This is a genomic window from Streptomyces sp. NPDC058683 (assembly GCF_042716195.1).
Taxonomy (GTDB): domain Bacteria; phylum Actinomycetota; class Actinomycetes; order Streptomycetales; family Streptomycetaceae; genus Streptomyces.
In genome coordinates, this window is the sequence record NZ_JBHXSK010000017.1 from 119095 (window position 1) to 136560 (window position 17466).

16 protein-coding genes are annotated in these 17466 nt (G+C 70.4%); 11 read left to right on the forward strand and 5 right to left on the reverse strand.

Going from position 1 to position 17466, the window contains the following annotated elements; translation table 11 throughout:
- Nucleotides 1-11 precede the first annotated feature (11 nt).
- Nucleotides 12-1511 (reverse strand): ABC1 kinase family protein, encoded by a 1500-nt coding sequence (locus ACFWXC_RS20405; RefSeq protein ID WP_384480540.1) that lies wholly within the window; start codon nucleotides 1509-1511, stop codon nucleotides 12-14.
- Between the two features lie 104 nt (nucleotides 1512-1615).
- Nucleotides 1616-2179 (reverse strand): hypothetical protein, encoded by a 564-nt coding sequence (locus ACFWXC_RS20410; protein WP_384480542.1) that lies wholly within the window; start codon nucleotides 2177-2179, stop codon nucleotides 1616-1618.
- A gap of 332 nt (nucleotides 2180-2511) precedes the next feature.
- On the opposite strand from ACFWXC_RS20410, the gene ACFWXC_RS20415 reads away from it, so the two are divergent.
- The 10 genes from ACFWXC_RS20415 (at nucleotide 2512) to ACFWXC_RS20460 (ending at nucleotide 12819) form a co-directional block, all read left to right on the forward strand.
- Nucleotides 2512-3327, forward strand: a complete 816-nt coding sequence (locus ACFWXC_RS20415) for an SOS response-associated peptidase (protein WP_384480544.1) — start codon at nucleotides 2512-2514, stop codon at nucleotides 3325-3327.
- Nucleotides 3328-3336: 9 nt separating this feature from the next.
- Complete coding sequence (locus ACFWXC_RS20420; protein WP_384480546.1) at nucleotides 3337-3969, forward strand: alpha/beta family hydrolase; 633 nt, start codon at nucleotides 3337-3339, stop codon at nucleotides 3967-3969.
- A gap of 256 nt (nucleotides 3970-4225) precedes the next feature.
- Nucleotides 4226-4909 carry an RNA polymerase sigma factor SigR gene (sigR, locus tag ACFWXC_RS20425; protein WP_362569623.1) on the forward strand — a complete coding sequence of 228 codons (684 nt, stop codon included), beginning with the start codon at nucleotides 4226-4228 and terminating at the stop codon, nucleotides 4907-4909.
- Nucleotides 4906-5247, forward strand: a complete 342-nt coding sequence (gene rsrA, locus ACFWXC_RS20430; RefSeq protein ID WP_384480549.1) for a mycothiol system anti-sigma-R factor — start codon at nucleotides 4906-4908, stop codon at nucleotides 5245-5247. The genes sigR and rsrA overlap by 4 nt, the downstream gene beginning before the upstream one ends.
- Before the next feature lie 135 nt (nucleotides 5248-5382).
- On the forward strand, nucleotides 5383-6702 hold the full coding sequence (locus ACFWXC_RS20435) for an HD-GYP domain-containing protein (protein ID WP_384480551.1): 1320 nt from the start codon (nucleotides 5383-5385) through the stop codon (nucleotides 6700-6702).
- Nucleotides 6703-6926: 224 nt separating this feature from the next.
- Nucleotides 6927-8171, forward strand: coding sequence for an HD-GYP domain-containing protein (locus tag ACFWXC_RS20440; RefSeq protein WP_384480553.1), 1245 nt, complete (start codon nucleotides 6927-6929; stop codon nucleotides 8169-8171).
- A gap of 111 nt (nucleotides 8172-8282) precedes the next feature.
- Entirely contained in the window at nucleotides 8283-9263 is a 981-nt protein-coding gene (locus tag ACFWXC_RS20445) for a tetratricopeptide repeat protein (RefSeq protein WP_384480555.1), read from the forward strand.
- 150 nt (nucleotides 9264-9413) lie between these two features.
- Nucleotides 9414-10064: a peptide deformylase gene (gene def / locus ACFWXC_RS20450; protein ID WP_351704917.1), complete on the forward strand. Its 651-nt coding sequence runs from the start codon at nucleotides 9414-9416 to the stop codon at nucleotides 10062-10064.
- 293 nt (nucleotides 10065-10357) lie between these two features.
- Nucleotides 10358-11443: an epi-isozizaene synthase gene (gene cyc1 / locus ACFWXC_RS20455; protein ID WP_384480666.1), complete on the forward strand. Its 1086-nt coding sequence runs from the start codon at nucleotides 10358-10360 to the stop codon at nucleotides 11441-11443.
- Nucleotides 11440-12819, forward strand: a complete 1380-nt coding sequence (locus ACFWXC_RS20460; RefSeq protein WP_384480558.1) for a cytochrome P450 — start codon at nucleotides 11440-11442, stop codon at nucleotides 12817-12819. The genes cyc1 and ACFWXC_RS20460 overlap by 4 nt, the downstream gene beginning before the upstream one ends.
- Before the next feature lie 39 nt (nucleotides 12820-12858).
- On the opposite strand, the gene ACFWXC_RS20465 is transcribed toward ACFWXC_RS20460, so the two are convergent.
- Entirely contained in the window at nucleotides 12859-13824 is a 966-nt protein-coding gene (locus tag ACFWXC_RS20465; protein ID WP_384480560.1) for a helix-turn-helix domain-containing protein, read from the reverse strand.
- A 93-nt stretch (nucleotides 13825-13917) separates the two neighbouring features.
- On the opposite strand from ACFWXC_RS20465, the gene ACFWXC_RS20470 reads away from it, so the two are divergent.
- The gene (locus ACFWXC_RS20470; RefSeq protein WP_384480562.1) at nucleotides 13918-14160 is read left to right on the forward strand and encodes a hypothetical protein; all 243 of its coding nucleotides are present in this window, start codon (nucleotides 13918-13920) and stop codon (nucleotides 14158-14160) included.
- Here the strand turns inward: ACFWXC_RS20470 and ACFWXC_RS20475 are convergent.
- Both ACFWXC_RS20475 and ACFWXC_RS20480 read right to left on the reverse strand, forming a co-directional pair.
- Nucleotides 14073-15086: a ribonucleotide-diphosphate reductase subunit beta gene (locus ACFWXC_RS20475; protein ID WP_384480564.1), complete on the reverse strand. Its 1014-nt coding sequence runs from the start codon at nucleotides 15084-15086 to the stop codon at nucleotides 14073-14075. The two genes, ACFWXC_RS20470 and ACFWXC_RS20475, sit on opposite strands and share 88 nt — an antisense overlap.
- Nucleotides 15086-17452 carry a ribonucleoside-diphosphate reductase subunit alpha gene (locus ACFWXC_RS20480; protein WP_384480566.1) on the reverse strand — a complete coding sequence of 789 codons (2367 nt, stop codon included), beginning with the start codon at nucleotides 17450-17452 and terminating at the stop codon, nucleotides 15086-15088. Before ACFWXC_RS20480 ends, ACFWXC_RS20475 begins: the two co-directional genes overlap by 1 nt.
- Nucleotides 17453-17466: the final 14 nt, after the last annotated feature.

A 17466-nucleotide genomic window follows, 5' to 3' on the forward strand; every position in this document is an offset into this window, starting at 1 on the left:
GCGGCGGGCGCTCACGCCCGGCGCCGCCGGTGGTCCAGGTAGAGGGCGAGGGCACCGAGGGCGAGCGCCACGTTCGGGCCGGATCTGCCGCCCTGGGACCGGGTCGGCACGACCTCGCTGAACTGCACCCTGAGGGTGCGGTCGGCGATGTCGTCGTTCAGCGCGCGGAGCTGTTCGGCGGCTCCGGCCTGGGTGAGGGTGGCCTCCAGGAGACGCCGTGCCGACTGCTGCGGGGAGGCGGTCTCGCGCACCATGTGCAGGACGATGCGGGGGACCTCGCGCTGGAAGACGTCGACCAGCGCCAGCTCGGGTGCCAGACAGCGCACCGAGCCCTCCAGGTTGGCGAAGGACTTGCCGAGCAGCGAGACCGCCGGGCAGGAGGCGATGCCCCGGCGGGTCGACTTCTCCAGGACGCTGGTGAGCGTGATGCCGAAGTTCAGCTCGTCCAGGGAGGCCGTCGCGATCTTCGGCACCAGCGCCGCCATGTCCTGGGAGAACCCGGGGATGTCCGACCACGGTGTGGTGCGGCCCATCTCCACCCAGGCCTTGGCCAGGCCGTGCCCGTCGTTCTGGGCGACGGCCATGAGCACCAGCAGCAGCCGCATGCTGGTGCGCTGGTCGATCCGGCCGATCATGCCCCAGTCGATCAGCGTCGCCTCCCCGTCGTCGGTGACGAAGACGTTCCCGGCGTGCGGATCGGCGTGGTAGATGCGCTCGATGAAGTAGCTGCGGTACATGAACGCGATCAGTTCGCGGCTGACGGCGAGCCGGTCGCGGTCGCGCAGCGAGGCCGGGTCCGCCTTGCGCACGGAGACCCCCGGCGCCATGGACTGCACCAGGACCCCGGGGGTGGCGGCCAGGACGCCGGGCACGGACAGCCGCGAGAAGCCGCGCAGCGCCTCGCGCGCCCGGTCCATGTTCGCGGCCTCCTTGGTGAAGTCGAGTTCCGGCTCCATGGCGTCGAAGACCCCGCCGAGCATGGACTCGACATCCACGACCGTGCTGAACCTCGGGGCCACCCGGGCGGTCAGCCGGGCGGCCTGGCGCAGCAGCGCCATGTCCGTCAGCACGGTCTCCCGGATACCGGGCCGCTGCACCTTGATCACCCCCGGCCGGCCGTCGGCCAGGGTGACCCGGTGCACCTGGGCCAGGGAGGCGGCGCCGAGCGGGCGCTCGACATCGATGTCGTCGAAGTACCGCTTCCAGTCCGGGCCGAGGTTCTGCTCCAGGACGGGTTCGAGTTCGGAGAACGGCTGGACGTCCACCTCGTCGTGCAGGTTCTGCAGCTCCTCGATCATGATCGGGGAGACCATGTCGGGCCGGGTGGACAGCATCTGACCGATCTTCACGTAGAAGGGCCCCAGGCTCTCCAGGGCACCGCGCACGGCCCGGGCCCGCCGCCGCTCCCGCTCGTCCGGGGCGTCGGAGGGCGGGGCCGCTCTGGTCTCACCGATGACCTGTCTCAGTACGGCGGCTACCGTCCGCATCCGGCTGCCGGTGCGCGGGGCCATGAACGGGGTTCCTTCCGGTGGCGCGCGTACCGCGACGGAGTGCGGGTCCGTCGCGGCACGCCGGCGGGCGGGCGTGCGAGGGGAGGAGGGGGAGCCGGGCGGCTCTACGCCTTCCTGGGCACGCTCTTGGTGACCGCTCCGATGGCTCCGGCCGCGCCGAGCAGCGGCTCCACCGCCTTCAGTGCGTCCATCAACAGGCCGACCACATCGGACAGTTGCTGGATCTGCTGGGGCAGCGCCGCCAGTTGGTGGGGGAGCGCGCCCAGCTGCTGGGTCAGCTCCCCGACCGCCGCCGGGGAGCCGACGGCCCCGGTGAGGGCGGCGACGGGCTGCTGGACGGCAGCGGCGGCACCGCCGATCCCGCCCGGCCCGGTCAGCCCGCCCAGCCCGCCCAGCCCGCCGGTCCCGCCGGCTCCGCCGGACAGCAGGGCGAGGGCCGCGAGATTGCGGTTCTTGTTCTTGTTCTTCTTCTTGTTGTCCTCGTCCTGGAGCAGGGACATGGCCGTGAGCGTGCGCAGCGTGTCCCCGGGCATGGCCGCTAAGGCGTGCGCGGGCAGCCCGAAGGGCAGATCGTCATCGTCGTCGCGGTCGAGCAGGTCGTCCCAGGCCTTCTTCCAGTCGTCGGCGACATCGCCGTAGAAGTCCTTGATGGTGTCGATGGTTCCCACAGGAGTCCTTCCTGGTGCTGAGTGCTGTGCGCCGTGCCGCGGCAGCCCACGGCCTGGCGCCGGCCGTCGGGCGGGGAGGAGGGGGATGCGGGAGAGGTATCACCGCTGAATGTCCGGAAAAGGCATCCGAAGCGTTGAAAAACTTAGCAAGGCGCATGGAAAGAGGGAAGTAATAGAATTTTGCACTACTTGCGGATGTTTGCCTGATCTGCATATCGGCTTGAGTTATTGACCAGCACATATGCCAGAGGTGCGTGCACTGCCCCGCGCGGCCCGGTGCCGATTCCGCCGTCCCGGCTTCAGCCCTGGGAGTGAAATGTAGGGTTGTGAAGATGTGCGGACGGTACGCGTCGAGTCGTGGGCCCGAGGACCTGGCCGGAATCTTCGAGGTCGAGAAGTGGGAGCCCGAGGAGACTCTGGTGCCCGACTACAACGTGGCCCCCACCAAGGAGGTCTACGCGGTTCTGGACCGGCCCCTGAAGGACGCGGACGACAAGCGGCCGGTCCGTCAGCTGCGCAGGCTCAAGTGGGGCCTGGTGCCCTCCTGGGCCAAGTCGCCCGAGGGCGGTGCCCGGATGATCAACGCGCGCGCCGAGACCGTGCACGAGAAGCCGTCCTACCGCCGCGCCTTCGCCGCCCGCCGCTGCATCCTGCCCGCCGACGGCTACTACGAGTGGGTCACCGCCGCGGAGGAGCGGGAGCTGGAGGTCGAGGGCAGGAAGAAGCGGCCGCGCAAGCAGCCGTACTTCGTGCTGCCCGCCGACGGCTCGGTCTTCGCCATGGCCGGGCTGTACGAGTTCTGGCGGGACCGCACGCTGCCCGACGAGCATCCGCTGGCCTGGTGGGTGACCTGCTCGGTGATCACCACGGAGGCGGAGACCTCGCCGCTGGCGGTGGCCCCCGCCGAGGGCCCGCGGTCGCTCTCCGACATCCACCCCCGGATGCCGCTGATGCTGACCCCGGAGCGCTGGGACGCCTGGCTGGACCCGGCCCGCACGGACGTCGAGGACCTGCGCTCGCTGCTCGCCCCGCCGCCGGAGGGCCTGATGCGGGCCTACCCGGTCGCCACGGCCGTCAGCAACGTCCGCAACAACGGCCCGGAGCTGCTGACCGAGCTGGAGGCACCGGAAGAGAGCACGCTCTTCTAGCCTTCTGGCGTGACCACTTCGAAGATCGTCGGTACGGAGGCGGGGGACGCCCGCATCACCTGGCACGAGGCGGAGCAGGCGCGGCTGGTGCTCGCCGTGAGCCATGGGGCGGGCGGCGGCATCGAGGCCCGTGACCTCCAGGCTCTCGCCGCGGTGCTGCCGGAGCACCGCGTGACCGTCGCACTCGTGGAGCAGCCCTGGCGGGTCGCCGGCAAGAAGGTCGCCCCGGCGCCCAGGACGCTCGACGTGGGCTGGCGGGGCGTGTGGCCGGCGCTCGCCGCACCGGGGCTGCCGGTGGTGTCCGGCGGGCGCAGCGCCGGAGCCCGGGTCGCCTGCCGTACGGCCACGGAGCTGGGCGCCGCCGCCGTCCTCGCCCTCGGCTTCCCGCTGCACCCGCCGGGCAGGCCGGAGAAGTCGCGGGCCGAGGAGCTGCTGGGGACCGGGGTGCCCACCCTCGTCGTCCAGGGCGGGAGGGACCCGTTCGGAAAGCCGGCCGAGTTCCCGGCGGGCGACTACCGGCTGGTCGAGGTGCCGGGCGCCGATCATGGATTCGCGGTGCCCAAGAGGGCGGACATCGAGCCGGACCAGGTAGTGGCCATCATCACGGACGCGGTCGTCGGATGGACCGCGGCACTCGGGTGACGCCCGGGAATGTTGAGCGGCGGACCACTGTTGAGCCGGACAGAAGCGCTGGGGCACCAGTGCCGACGCCGAAGGAGAGGAAGTCCGCCGCATGGGTTCGACCATCTGCCCGAGCCGTACCAGCAGCGCTGACCTGGACTGGACAGTGCTGCACGCGGCCAAGACCGCTCCTATTCGAGCGGCGGCAGGCCCGGGTCGTGTTCTATCCTCCGAGTCGAGTGGGATCGGTTTCGGTCCTGCCCTGGATCTTGAGGAGGTGGGTCCGGTCACTGGGACCGACGCAGGGACCGACAACGGCCAGGCGGAGCTGCCCGAGGGCCAGGGCACGAGCGCGGAGTCGACCTCGGAGCGCACCGCGCGCTTCGAGCGGGACGCGCTGGAATTCCTCGACCAGATGTACTCGGCCGCGCTGCGCATGACACGCAACCCGGCGGACGCCGAGGACCTGGTGCAGGAGACGTACGCCAAGGCGTACGCGTCCTTCCACCAGTTCCGCGAGGGCACCAACCTCAAGGCGTGGCTGTACCGCATTCTCACCAACACCTTCATCAACTCGTACCGCAAGAAGCAGCGTGAACCCCAGCGCTCCGCGGCCGAGGAGATCGAGGACTGGCAGCTCGCCCGCGCCGAGTCGCACATGTCGACCGGTCTGCGCTCCGCGGAGTCGCAGGCGCTCGACCACCTGCCCGACTCGGATGTGAAGTCGGCGCTGCAGGCGATCCCCGAGGAATTCCGCATCGCCGTCTACCTTGCCGACGTAGAGGGCTTTGCGTACAAGGAGATCGCGGACATCATGGGGACACCCATCGGTACGGTCATGTCCCGGCTGCACCGGGGCCGCCGTCAACTGCGCGGCATGCTGGAGGACTACGCGCGTGAGCGCGGGCTCGTCCCGGCCGGCGCCGGGGAGTCGAACGAAGCGAAAGGTTCGGGCTCATGAGCTGCGGAGAGCCGCACGAGACGGACTGCGGCGAGGTACTCGATCATCTGTACGAGTTCCTCGACAGTGAGATGCCGGACGTCGATCGCGTCAAGTTCAAGCAGCACTTCGACGAGTGCTCGCCCTGCCTGGAGAAGTACGGGCTGGAGCAGGCCGTGAAGAAGCTGGTCAAGCGGTGCTGCGGTCATGACGACGTGCCCAGTGACCTGCGGGCCAAGGTGCTGGGGCGGCTGGACCTGATCCGCTCCGGCCAGGCCGTCCCGGAGCATGACGTGACGGCCACGCCCACGCCCACGCGGGCCGCACAGACCGCGCCGGTCGCTCCGCAGGAGAGCTGAACGCTCCTCGCCGGGCGTTGCCGCCCACGGTGTCCCGTCACCCGAATGTGCTAATCCTCCGCTCATATCCCCCGGACCCTCCGGCTCCCGCCTAGGCTCCGGAGCCTGGACAGGCATGGTCGGGGGAGGGGCGAGATGGAGGCGGTTCCGGCGCGGGCGCGCGTGTACGTGACCTGTGTCGCCCTCGGCGCCCTGTGCTGTCTGCTGCCGCTGCCGGACCTGCGTACGCCCTGGTGGGCGGTGGCCCTGCTGGCCGCGCTGTACGCCGGCTGCGAGCGCGTCCTGCGACGGCGGCTCGGCGGCATCTTCTACCCGGTGCTGCTCGCCGGTGCGTTCCTGCTGCCACCGCCGGCCGCGGCGCTCGTACCGCTGCCGGGTGCGCTGCTCTCGCACGTCGAGCAGCGGCCGCAGGAGCTGCGGCGGATCTGGCGGGCCGCCGAACTGGCGCTCGCCGTGTGGGCCGCGGGGCGGGTCCACCGGGCCCTGGGCGGCCGGGACTCCGTCGTGGACTGCGACTTCCCGTACGCGCTGCTGCCGTGCGCGGCCGCGGTCCTGGCGTTCTGCGGGGTGCTCGCCCTGCTGGACGGCGGGATCCTGGCCCTCGCGGAGCGTGTTCCGGTACGACGGGCCTGGCGCGGTCTGCTCTCCCGCTCCCTCGGGCCGATCGGGGTGCACGGGCTCGCCGGGCTGATGATGGCGGTGCTGTGGCGCAGCCCCTTCGGCCCGGTCGCCGCGCTGCTCGTCCTGCTGCCGATGTGCGTGTCCTGGTGGGTGTTCGCCCAGTACCACCGGGAACGGGCCGCCCACCAGGCCACCATCCGCGCGCTCGTGCAGGCCGTCGACATCAAGGACGGCTACACCCGTGGGCACAGCGAACGAGTCGGACGGGCCTCCGTGATGATCGCGCGCGAGCTGGGCATGGACGACGAGCGGGTCGAGGTGCTCCGCTTCGCCGGGATCCTGCACGACGTGGGAAAGCTGGGCGTCCCGACCCGGCTGCTCCGCAAGGACGGGCCGCTCACCCCGGAGGAACGGCGGATCATCGAACTCCATCCCGAGTACGGCCATGAGATGGTGCGCGGGATCTCCTTCCTCGGCGAGGCCCGGGCGGCGATCCTCCACCATCACGAGCGCATCGACGGCAGCGGCTACCCCTACGGTCTGGTCGGCAGTCAGATCCCCGAGTCCGCCCGCGTGGTGGCCGTCGCCGACGCGTTCGACGCGATGACCTCGACGCGCTCCTACAGCCGGGCCCGGCCGGTGAGGGCGGCGGTGGAGGAGTTACGACGCTGCGCCGGCCGGCAGTTCGACGCGGGCGCCGTCGACGCCCTGGTCCGAGCGTTGGCCAAGCAGGGCTGGCACCCCGCGGTAACCGCCGACGCCTGCCCACCCGACCCACCCGTTTCCAGTCGGCCGAGAAGCGAGGCCCAGAGCGTCGGCCGGAGCACCCCATGACTCCCGACGACCCGCCGCCCACCCCAAGACCCACGCCCCCCGCCGCTCCGACTCCGAGCCCCTGGGAGACGCAGCTGGGCCCAGAGGGTTCCTCGTCAGAGGTCGGTGGTGTGGGGTCCGGTCCGGTGGGTTCGGTGGACGGGGTTGGTGGTGGAGGGCGTGGCCTCGGGGAGGTGGTCGGGTTTCGGGGTGGTGGGCTTGGCTTTGGTGGGGTGTCCGCGGGGTTGCGGTGCCGTCCTCCCGCCGCCCTGTGGGGCATCCGGGTCGCCGCGCTGACTCTCGTCCTCGGGTGTCTCGGCGGCACGCTCTGGGAAGGGCTCGCCGACCGGGGGATCGCGCTCGCCTTCGGGGGGCTCGTCGCCGTCGGGGAGCTCAGCCGGCGGAGCGGTGCCGAGGCCCGGGAGGCCGCTCCGCTCGCGGCTGCCGGGGGGCTCGCCTACGCCCTGCTCGGTGCCGACGGCGGGGCCGCCACCCACGACGGTGCCTTCCAGGTCGTCACCGTCGTCTGCACGGCGTCGCTGCTCGGCAGCGTGCCCCACATAGCCGGCGGGCGCCGGCCCACCCTCGACCGCCTCGCCCGCCGGGTGCTCACCGTCGGCTTCGCCGCCGTCTGCTTCCAACCCCTCTACAGCAGAGGCGTGTTGGCGCAGTGGGGCGGACCGGCGTACGCGCTGCTGCTGGTCGCGCTGCTGGTGCTCACCGCGCTGTGCGACGCCGTGCTCGCCGCCGCGCAGGAGCACTCCCGCACCGGATGGCCGTTCGGGCCGCTGCTGCGGGACGAGCTGCGCGGACTGCTCGGCATCGGGTCCGCCGTCTGCGCCACCGGCGCGGTGATGGCGCTGGCCGTCGCCGTCGTCGGGCTGTGGGCGCTGCCCGTGTTCTGTCTGCCCCTCTTCCTCACCCAGCTGTCCCTGCGCCGGTACGCGGCCGTCCGGGCCACCTACCGGCAGACCATCGCCTCCCTCGCCCGTGCCACCGAGATAGCGGGGTACACCCCGGCCGGCCACGCCCGCCGGGTCGCCACGCTGAGCCAGGCCGTCGGGCGTGACCTGGGGCTGTCCGGAGCGGAGCTCACCGTGCTGGAGTACGCGGCGTTGATGCACGACATCGGCCAGCTCAGTCTCGTCGACCCGGTGCCCGCCGGGGCCACCGCCGGACTGCCGGCGGCGGAGCAGCGGCGCATAGCCCTGCTCGGCGGTGCCGTCGTACGGCAGACCGGGGTGGACGCGGCGGTCGCCGTGGTCGTGGAGCGGCAGGCCGATCCGTACCGGGAGCAGCCGCTCGCCGCCCGGATCGTGCGGGTCGTCAACGCGTATGAGGAGAAGGCCCGGGATTCCGGGCCCGGCGGGCCGCTGACCGCGCTGGAGGAGTTACGGCTGGCCACCGCTGGGGACTACGCTCCCGAGGTCGTGGAATGCCTGGCGCGCGTACTCTCCAGGGACTGTCTGACCTTGCGTGCGGCTGGGTAACCCATGGGTAATGAGCGGCCCTCCCGTCGTACGTGGTTGGATGCGAGGGAGAGCGTGTCCGGGGGCACAAGCCAGCCCACTGTGCGGAAATGGAACTGGCAGGCGGGAATCGTGAGGATCTTCGGCAAGGGACGGCACCGGCCCTCCGCCTCCTGGCGGCAGGCCACCGATCGCGCGTTCACGCTGATCGGCGACGGCCGGTACGAGGACGCGGGCGAACTGCTGACACGTGCCGCCGACCTGGAACCCTGGCTGTCCGAGTCCTGGTTCAACCTCGCCCTGCTGCACAAGTTCCGGCACGACTGGGAGCAGGCGCGGGCGGCCGGCCTGCGGGCGGTGGCCCTCCTCGACCGGGAGACCGGGGCGCCCGACTGGTGGAACGTGGGCATCGCCGCGACCGCGCTGCAGGACTGGCCGCTGGCCCGGCGGGCCTGGCAGGCGTACGGGCTGCGGGTGCCGGGCGGCGCCACGGTGTCCGGTGAGCCGGCCGGGATGGACCTGGGCAGCGCCGCCGTACGGCTGTCCCCGGAGGGGGAGGCCGAGGTGGTGTGGGGGCGGCGGCTGGACCCGGCCCGGATCGAGGTGCAGTCCATTCCGCTGCCGTCGTCCGGGCGGCGCTGGGGCGAGGTCGTGCTGCACGACGGCGTGCCGCACGGTGAGCGGACCACGGCGACCGGGCACGCGTACCCCGTCTTCGACGAGATCGAGTTGTGGGCGCCGTCGCCGGTCCCGACCTGGGTGGTGCTGCTGGAGGCGGCGACGGAGGGCGACCGGGACGCGCTGGAGCAGCTGGCCGGGGACGCCGGGTTCGCTGCGGAGGACTGGTCCTCGTCGGTGCGGCTGCTGTGCCGGATGTGCTCCGAGTCGCGGATGCCGTCGGACGAGGGCGACGGGGTGCACCTGGATCCGCACGACCACAGTGAGCCGGGGCATCCGGGGCCGCTCGGGCATCGGACGGACGGGCAGCTGTGGGTGCCGGAGCGGGAGTGCGGGGTGGCTGCGCCGGCTGCGCTGGTGAGGGGGTTGCTGGACGGGTGGGTCGCGGACAGCCCCGACTCCCGGGATTGGCGGGATCTGGAAGAGGTCTGCTGAGCTTGCGCTTCGGCTGCGGGCCGGATGTGGCCGATCGCGCCCGCGCGGCGGAGCCGTATATGTCACAGCCCCGCGCCCCCCAAAAAGCATCCACGTACCCTGTACCTGCAACATCTCCCCCCGTTTTACCTAGGAAGGCTTACGTCGGTCATGGCCCAGCAGGACACCGATCAGCAGCACGTGGGCGTGCTCCCCGTGGATGACGACGGGTTCGTCGTCGACACCGAGGGGACCGAGGAGCGCGAGAACGCCTGGCGTGCGCGGGGGACCTCGCGGCCCATCACCGTCGTCGGGAACCCGGTGCTGCACAAGGAGTGCAAGGACGTCACCGAGTTCGGGGACGAGCTGGCACAGCTGGTCGCCGACATGTTCGCCAGCCAGCGGACCGCCGAGGGCGTCGGCCTCGCCGCCAACCAGATCGGCGTCGACCTGAAGGTCTTCGTCTACGACTGCCAGGACGACGAGGGCGCCCGGCACGTCGGTGTGGTGTGCAACCCGAAGCTGGTCGACCTGCCGGCGGACAAGCGGCGGCTGGACGACAGCAACGAGGGCTGCCTGTCGGTGCCCACCGCCTACGCCCCGCTCGCCCGGCCCGACTACGCCGAGGTCACCGGGCAGGACGAGCAGGGCAACCCGATCAAGGTGCGCGGCACCGGCTACTTCGCTCGGTGTTTGCAGCACGAGACGGATCACCTGTACGGGTACCTGTACATCGACCGGCTCTCCAAGCGTGAGCGCAAGGACGCCCTGCGGCAGATGGCCGAGAACGAGCCCCGCTACCCCGTGGTCGCCAACGACTGAGACGCACAAGGGCTGTTGTGACGCCTGGTCGGGATCGCCCCGGCCAGGCGTTCGTCATGTTCGGTCAGACTCGCTCACCTGTCCGTCGTACATTCGATCCTTTGTGCGCCCCTAGCGATCCCTAACCAGTCACACAAGGGGAGATTCTCGGCATGGTGGGGTAGTGAATGGAGCAAATCCGTTCCCAGACCGGTCAGTTGTGGTGCTGAATGGGAAGTGCGGGGATACGCAACGGCGCACGCCCGGCACAGCGGGAGGGGTGTGCGCACCTGGCGGCTGAGAGGGGTTTGTTCGTGCACGCTTTCTCACACAGCACCACATCGACGCCGACGGCGATCGCGGTTCCACCACAACTCGCCCTGCCCGTCATCGAGGCCGAGTTTCCTCGGCAACTGCATCCGTATTGGCCGCGGCTCCAGGAGAAGACCCGCCTCTGGCTGCTGGAAAAGCGGCTGATGCCGGCGGACAAGGTGCAGGAATATGCCGATGGACTTTGCTACACCGACCTCATGGCCGGGTACTACCTGGGCGCGTCCGACGAGGTGATCCAGGCGATATGCGACTACAGCGCGTGGTTCTTCGTCTGGGACGACCGGCACGACCGTGACGTGGTGCACGGCCGGTCGGCCGACTGGCGACGGCTGAGGTTCCGTTTGCACACGGCCCTCGATGCCCCCCTGCACCACCTGCACCACCCGGACACCCTGGTCGCGGGGTTCGCGGACAGTGTCGCCCGGTTGTACTCGTTCCTGCCGGGGACCTGGAACCAGCGGTTCGCCCGGCACTTCCACGAGGTGATCGAGGCGTACGACCGCGAGTACCGCAACCGCACCACGGGATACATTCCGGGGGTCGAGGAATACCTCGCCCTGCGGCGCCTCACCTTCGCCCACTGGATATGGACGGACCTGCTCGAACCGAGCGCCGGGATCGAACTCCCGGACGCCGTGCGCAAGAATCCGGCATACCGTCGTCCGGCGCTGCTCAGCCAGGAATTCGCCGCCTGGTACAACGACCTCTGCTCGCTGCCCAAGGAAATAGCGGGCAATGAGGTGCACAATCTCGGAATCAGTCTCGTCACCCACGAGGGAATGAGTCTGGAACAGGCGGTCGAAGAAGTCAGGCGACGTGTCGAGGAATGCATTAGCGAATTCCTGGCCGCCGAGCGGACCGCTCATCGATTCGCCGAACAGCTCGAAGACGGCACCGTGCGCGGAAAGGAACTCGGTGCCGCGGTCCTGGCCTGTGTCGCCAATATGCGGAACTGGTTCAGTTCCGTCTACTGGTTCCACCACGAATCCGGCCGTTACATGGTCGACAGCTGGGACGACCGGTCCACGCCCCCGTACGTCAACAACGAAGCGGCAGGTGAGAAATGACCGTCGAGTCCGTGAAGCCCGCGACCGCGGAGGCTTCCGAACGCGGTGAACTGCGCGAACCGCCCCTGGCCGGGGGCGGTGTGCCGATACTCGGCCACGGTTGGCAGCTGGTCCGCGACCCGCTGGCCTTCATGTCCCGGCTGCGCGCCGACGGCGCCATGGTGCGCCTGCGCCTCGGCCCCAAGGAGGTGTACGCCGTCACCACCCCGGCGCTCACCGGGGCCCTCGCCCTCAACCCCGACTTCATCATCGCCGGCCCGCTCTGGGAGTCCCTGGAGGGACTGCTCGGCAAGGAGGGCGTGGCCACCGCCAACGGGCCCCGCCACCGCCGCCAGCGCCGCACCATCCAGCCCGCCTTCAACCTCTCCGCGATCCCCGACTACGGGCCGATCATGGAGGAGGAGGCGCACGCGCTGACCGAGCGCTGGCAGCCCGGCGACACCGTCGACTGCACCTCGGAGTCCTTCCGGGTCGCCGTCCGCATCGCCGCCCGCTGCCTGCTGCGCGGCGAGTACATGGACGAGCGCGCCGAGCGGCTGAGCGTGGACCTCGCGAGCGTCTTCCGCGGTATGTACCGGCGGATGGTCGTACCACTGGGCCCGCTGTACCGGCTGCCGCTGCCGGCCAACCGTGAATTCAACCGGGCGCTGGCCGATTTGCATCTCCTCGTCGACGAGATCGTCGCCGAACGCCGGGCATCTGGTCAAAAGCCGGACGATTTGCTGACAGCATTGCTGGCGGCGAAGGATGAGAATGGCGAGCCCATCGGGGAACAGGAGATCCACGACCAGGTCGTCGCGATACTCACCCCCGGCAGCGAAACTGTCGCTTCCACGATCATGTGGCTGCTCCAGGTCCTCGCCGAACACCCGGAACATGCCGAGAAGGTACGGACCGAGGTCGAATCCGTGACAGGAGGTCGACCGGTTGGATTCGAGCACGTTCGGCGGCTCACGCACACCAACAATGTCGTCGTCGAGGCGATGCGTTTGCGGCCCGCCGTATGGATATTGACGCGGCGCGCCAAGACCGACACCGAGCTCGGCGGCTATCGCATTCCGGCGGGGGCCGACATCGTCTACAGCCCCTACGCCATCCAGCGCGACGCCGACTCGTACGACGCGCACCTCGACTTCGACCCGGACCGCTGGCTTCCGGAGCGGGCCCAGGAGGTGCCGAAGTACGCCATGAGCCCCTTCAGCGTCGGCAACCGCAAGTGCCCCAGCGACCACTTCTCCATGACCCAACTCAGCCTGATCACCGCGGCGTTGTGCGCCAGGTACCGCTTCGAACAGGTTCCCGGGTCCAACGACGCCACCCGGGTGGGCATCACGCTGCGGCCGCACCGGCTGCTGCTGACGCCCGTGCCCTGGTGACCGGCCGATCGGCGGGTGGCTCCTGATACCGGCGCGCGCTCAGGCGGCCTCCGGGCCCCGGAACGCGCGCCGGTAGGCGTTCGGCGTGGTGCCCAGCTCCTTCACGAACTGGTGCCGCAGCGCGGCCGCCGTACCGAAGCCGGTGCGGCCCGCGACGGCGTCCATCGTCTCGTCGGTCCCCTCCAGCAACTCCTGGGCCAGCAGCACCCGTTGCCGCAGGATCCAGCGGTACGGCGTGGTGCCGGTCTCCTGCTGGAAGCGGCGGGCGAAGGTGCGCGGGGCCATCAGGGCGCGGGCGGCCAGCTGCTCGACGGTGACCTCCTCGTCGAGATGCTCCGCCATCCAGGCCAGCACCTCGCCGACCGTGTCGCAGGGGCCCTCCGGCAGCGGGCGCTCGATGTACTGGGCCTGGCCGCCGTCCCGGTGCGGGGGCACCACCATCCGCCGGGCGATCTTCTTGGCGACCTCGGGCCCCTGCTCCTTGCGGACGATGTGCAGACAGGCGTCGATACCGGCCGCGGTGCCCGCCGAGGTGATCACCGGGTCCTCGTCGACGTACAGCACGTCCGGCTCGACCCGGGTGCGCGGGAAACGGCGGGCCAGCAGCCGGGCATGCCGCCAGTGCACGGCGCACCGCCGCCCGTCCAGCAGCCCGGCCGCGCCAAGGACGAAGACGCCGGAACACACGCTCAGCACCCGGGCGCCCCGGTCCACGGCCCGACGCAGCGCGTCGAGCAGCTCGGGCGGGTAGTCCCGGTCGACGTTGGCGTCGGAGGCCGGCACCGCGATCAGGTCGGCCTCGTCCAGCCGGTCCAGGCCGTACGGCGTGGAGACGGTGAGGCCCGGCACATGGGTGCCGAGCGTCGGCCCCTCCGCCGAGACCACCGCGAAGTCGTACACCGGCAGCCCCTCGTCGGAGCGGTCCAGGCCGAAGACCTCGCAGACCACGCCGAGCTCGAAGGGGTGCACGCCGTCCAGAAGCACTGCGGCCACGTTCTTCAGCATGCTGCCAGTGTGCCTCGCCGCTGGCAGTAATTCGAGGGTGTGTGGCAGTGCTGCCACTCACGGTAAGGAGCATTCGGCGGGACAGTGGTGTCCATGAACGGAAACCAGATCGAAGGTCTCGTCGGAATGGTCCTGGTCCTCGGCATCCTGGTCCTCATGGCCCTCCCGTCCGTGCTCGGTGTCCTGCGCGACAGGCGCATCGACCGGCAGATCAGGGAGGCCCATGAGGCCCACGGGGAGCGGGAGACTCAGAAGTCTTCGTCCAGGTCCACGGTGCCCTCCACCGCGACCTGGTACGCGGACGGACGCCGCTCGAAGAAGTTCGTCAGCTCCTGAACGCCCTGCAGCTCCATGAAGGAGAACGGGTTCTCCGAGCCGTACACCGGAGCGAAGCCGAGGCGGCCGAGCCGCTGGTCGGCGACGCACTCCAGGTACTGGCGCATCGAGTCGGTGTTCATGCCGGGCAGGCCGTCACCGCACAGGTCACGGGCGAACTGCAGCTCCCCCTCGACGGCCTCCCGCAGCATGTCGGTGACCTGCTGCTGAAGCTCGTCGTCGAAGAGCTCCGGCTCCTCCTTGCGGACCGTGTCGACCACGTCGAACGCGAAGCTCATGTGCATCGTCTCGTCACGGAACACCCAGTTGGTGCCCGTGGCGAGACCGTGCAGCAGACCCCGGCTGCGGAACCAGTAGACGTACGCGAAGGCGCCGTAGAAGAACAGGCCCTCGATGCACGCGGCGAAGCAGATCAGGTTGAGCAGGAAGCGGCGCCGGTCGGCCTGGGACTCCAGGCGGTCCAGGTTCTCCACCGAGTCCATCCACTTGAAGCAGAACTGGGCCTTCTCGCGGATGGAGGCGATGTTCTCCACCGCGGCGAACGCGGCCGTGCGGTCCTCCGGGTCGGGGAGATAGGTGTCCAGGAGGGTCAGATAGAACTGGACGTGCACGGCCTCCTCGAACAGCTGGCGGCTCAGGTACAGCCGCGCCTCGGGGGAGTTGATGTGCTTGTACAGCGTCAGCACCAGGTTGTTCGCCACGATCGAGTCACCGGTCGCGAAGAAGGCGACGAGCCGCCCGATCAGGTGCTGCTCGGAGGGGCTGAGCCTGGCGAGGTCGGCGACATCCGAGTGGAGGTCGACCTCCTCGACGGTCCAGGTGTTCTTGATGGCGTCCCGGTAGCGCTCGTAGAAGTCCGGGTAGCGCATCGGTCGCAGAGTCAGCTCGAAGCCCGGGTCGAGCAGGTTCTTGTGCTGGGTGGTCATTACTGGCAGGCCTCGCAGGACTCGGGGTTTTCCAGGGAGCAGGCGACCGCGTCTTCGGGAGCCGTCTGCTGGGCGGGAACGGTGGCTTGGGCCTGCGCGGCGCGGGCGATCCGGGTCGCCGGGCGCGAGCGCAGGTAGTACGTCGTCTTCAGGCCCGACTTCCAGGCGTACGCGTACATCGAGGAGAGCTTGCCGATGGTCGGCGTCTCCAGGAACAGGTTCAGGGACTGGGCCTGGTCCAGGTACGGGGTGCGGGCGGCTGCCATGTCGATCAGACCGCGCTGCGGGATCTCCCACGCCGTGCGGTACAGCGCCCGTACGTCCGCCGGGATCCAAGCGAAGTCCTGCACCGAGCCGTTGGCCTCGCGCAGCGCCTCACGGGTGCGGGCGTCCCAGACGCCCAGGTCCTTGAGCTCCTGCACCAGGTAGGAGTTGACCTGGAGGAACTCACCGGACAGCGTCTCGCGCTTGAAGAGGTTGGAGACCTGCGGCTCGATGCACTCGTAGACACCGGCGATCGAGGCGATGGTGGCGGTGGGTGCGATGGCCAGCAGCAGGCTGTTGCGCAGGCCGGTCGTGGCGATCCGCGCGCGCAGCGCCGCCCAGCGCTCCGGCCAGGTGAACTCGACGCCGTAGTGGTCGGGGTGCAGGACACCCTGTGCGGTACGGGTCTTCTCCCAGGCCGGCAGCGGGCCGCCGCGCTCGGCGAGGTCGGCGGAGGCCTCGTACGCGGCGAGCATGATCCGCTCGGCGATCCGGGTGGAGAGCGCCTTCGCCTCGGCGGAGTCGAAGGGCAGCCGCAGCTTGAAGAAGACGTCCTGCAGACCCATGGCACCGAGGCCGACGGGACGCCACTTGGCGTTGGAGCGGCCCGCCTGCTCGGTCGGGTAGAAGTTGATGTCGACGACCCGGTCGAGGAAGGTGACCGCGGTGCGGACGGTCTCGTCCAGGCGCTCCCAGTCGATGTCACCGGCCGCCGTGTCCACGAACGCGCCGAGGTTCACGGACCCCAGGTTGCAGACCGCCGTCTCGCCGTCGTCCGTGACCTCCAGGATCTCCGTGCAGAGGTTGGAGGAGTGGACGACATGGCCGGGGGTGGCCGTCTGGTTCGCGGTCCGGTTCGCCGCGTCCTTGAAGGTCATCCAGCCGTTGCCGGTCTGCGCGAGGGTGCGCATCATCCGGCCGTACAGGTCACGGGCCGGGATGGTCTTGCGCGCGAGCCCCTCGGCCTCGGCCCTGCGGTAGGCGGCGTCGAACTCGTCGCCCCACAGGTCCACCAGCTCCGGCACGTCGGCGGGGGAGAACAGGGACCACACCTCGTCGGCGTTCACCCGGCGCATGAACTCGTCGGGGACCCAGTGCGCGAGGTTCAGGTTGTGCGTACGCCGGGCGTCCTCACCGGTGTTGTCGCGCAGCTCCAGGAACTCCTCGATGTCGGAGTGCCAGGTCTCCAGGTAGACCGCGGCCGCGCCCTTGCGCCGGCCGCCCTGGTTCACCGCGGCCACCGAGGCGTCCAGGGTCTTCAGGAACGGCACGATGCCGTTGGAGTGCCCGTTGGTGCCGCGGATCAGCGAACCGCGGGAGCGGATGCGGCTGTACGAAAGACCGATGCCGCCGGCGTGCTTCGAGAGCCGGGCCACCTGGTGGTAGCGGTCGTAGATGGAGTCCAGCTCGTCCTTCGGGGAGTCGAGGAGGTAGCAGGACGACATCTGGGGGTGGCGGGTGCCGGAGTTGAAGAGGGTGGGGGAGGAGGGGAGGTAGTCGAGCCGGCTCATGAGCCGGTAGAGCGCGGCGACTTCGTCCAGGGCGCGAGTGGTGTCGTCCTCCGCGAGGCCGGCGGCGACCCGGAGCATGAAGTGCTGGGGGGTCTCGATGACCTTGCGGGTGATCGGGTGCCGGAGCAGGTAACGGCTGTGCAGGGTGCGCAGGCCGAAGTAGCCGAAGCGGTCGTCGGCGTCCGGGTCGACCAGGGCGTCCAGGCGGGCCGCGTGCACGCGCACGAACTCGGTGGTGCGGTCGGCGACGAGGCCCTCGCGGTGGCCGACGGCGACGGACTCGGTGAAGGACGTCACGCCCTGCGAGGCGGCCTCGGCGCGGATCGAGATCGTCAGCAGCCGGGCGGCGAGCCGGGAGTAGGCGGGGTCCTCGGAGATGAGGCCGGCGGCCGCCTCGGTGGCCAGCTCGCGCAACTCCGACTCGTCGGCCCGCGCGGACCGGCCGCGCAGCGCGGCGGCGGCGACCCGGCCGGGGTCGGCGTCGGGGAGGTCGGCGGTCAGCCCGGTCAGGGTCCGCAGCAACGCGGTGCCGGGACCGTCCTCGTCCACAGAGATGGTCGCTGAAGCCGGTTCGGCTGGCGCGATGGTCACGTGGGGCTCTCCCT

Bases quoted from the DNA above. Each gene is read 5' to 3' on its own strand.
- def (WP_351704917.1), top strand. From the start codon at position 9,414: ATGGCCCAGCAGGACACCGATCAGCAGCACGTGGGCGTGCTCCCCGTG.
- ACFWXC_RS20415 (WP_384480544.1), top strand. From the start codon at position 2,512: ATGTGCGGACGGTACGCGTCGAGTCGTGGGCCCGAGGACCTGGCCGGA.
- ACFWXC_RS20465 (WP_384480560.1), bottom strand. From the start codon at position 13,824: ATGCTGAAGAACGTGGCCGCAGTGCTTCTGGACGGCGTGCACCCCTTC.
- ACFWXC_RS20405 (WP_384480540.1), bottom strand. From the start codon at position 1,511: ATGGCCCCGCGCACCGGCAGCCGGATGCGGACGGTAGCCGCCGTACTG.
- rsrA (WP_384480549.1), top strand. From the start codon at position 4,906: ATGAGCTGCGGAGAGCCGCACGAGACGGACTGCGGCGAGGTACTCGAT.
- ACFWXC_RS20460 (WP_384480558.1), top strand. From the start codon at position 11,440: ATGACCGTCGAGTCCGTGAAGCCCGCGACCGCGGAGGCTTCCGAACGC.
- ACFWXC_RS20475 (WP_384480564.1), bottom strand. From the start codon at position 15,086: ATGACCACCCAGCACAAGAACCTGCTCGACCCGGGCTTCGAGCTGACT.
- ACFWXC_RS20470 (WP_384480562.1), top strand. From the start codon at position 13,918: ATGAACGGAAACCAGATCGAAGGTCTCGTCGGAATGGTCCTGGTCCTC.
- ACFWXC_RS20435 (WP_384480551.1), top strand. From the start codon at position 5,383: ATGGAGGCGGTTCCGGCGCGGGCGCGCGTGTACGTGACCTGTGTCGCC.